Consider the following 903-nt stretch of genomic DNA (forward strand, 5'->3'; position numbering starts at 1 on the left):
CACGCAACCACCCATCGAGCACGAACAGCGCCGCCCCCGACACCGGCGACCCAATCGGCACAGCCCCCGTGCCCGGGGTGAGCGGGGCACTGATCGCCGCATACACCGTGGTCTCCGTCGGCCCATAAGCGTTGAGCATCACCCGCCCCGACGCCCACCGATTGACCACCTCAGCCGGACACGCCTCCCCGGCCACCACCAACGCCACCGACTCCAACCCCTGCGGCGAAAGCATCGCCACCGCCGACGGGGTCTGACTCAACACACTGACCCGTTCAGCAATCAGCAAGCCCTGCAAATCATCCGGGGAACCCACCACCGCCTCGGGCACCACCACCAACCGGCCCCCACCCAACAGCGCACCGAAAATCTCCCACACCGACACATCAAAGGAATACGAATGCCACTGCGACCACACCCCCACCCGCTCCACCGCACCATCCAGCGACGCCAACAGCTGGGTCACGTTGCCATGGGTAACGGCAACACCTTTAGGCACCCCGGTAGTGCCCGAGGTGTAAATCAAATACGCCACATCCTCAGCAGCCGGGCCCGGTGGTCGGGTGGCCGGTTGGGCATCGATCACGGGATCACTGACATCAATCACCGCCACGCCATGACCATCCAGCCGCGAGCGCAACTCGGTGGTGGTCAGTACCGCGACCGGGGCGGCGTCAGCCACCAGGAACCCCACCCGGGCCGCGGGCAAGCCCGGATCCATTGGCACATAGGCCGCCCCCGACTTGAGCACCGCCAACATCGCCACGATCGCCTGCGCGCCGCGCGGCAACAACAACCCCACACACCCACCCGGACCCGCCCCACGAGCAACGAGTAAGTGCGCTAACCGATTCGCCGCCTCATCAAGCTCCCGATACGTCCAGGACCGGTCCCCACACGTGT

The 903-nt window shown here is 66.3% G+C and carries 1 protein-coding gene; it reads right to left on the reverse strand.

What is annotated here, in order from left to right; genetic code table 11:
* On the reverse strand, nt 1-903 hold a 903-nt coding region (locus A5692_RS20815; RefSeq protein WP_156766196.1), incomplete at both ends, for an AMP-binding protein.

The sequence above is a fragment of the Mycobacterium sp. E342 genome, from assembly GCF_001667665.1.
GTDB lineage: Bacteria > Actinomycetota > Actinomycetes > Mycobacteriales > Mycobacteriaceae > Mycobacterium.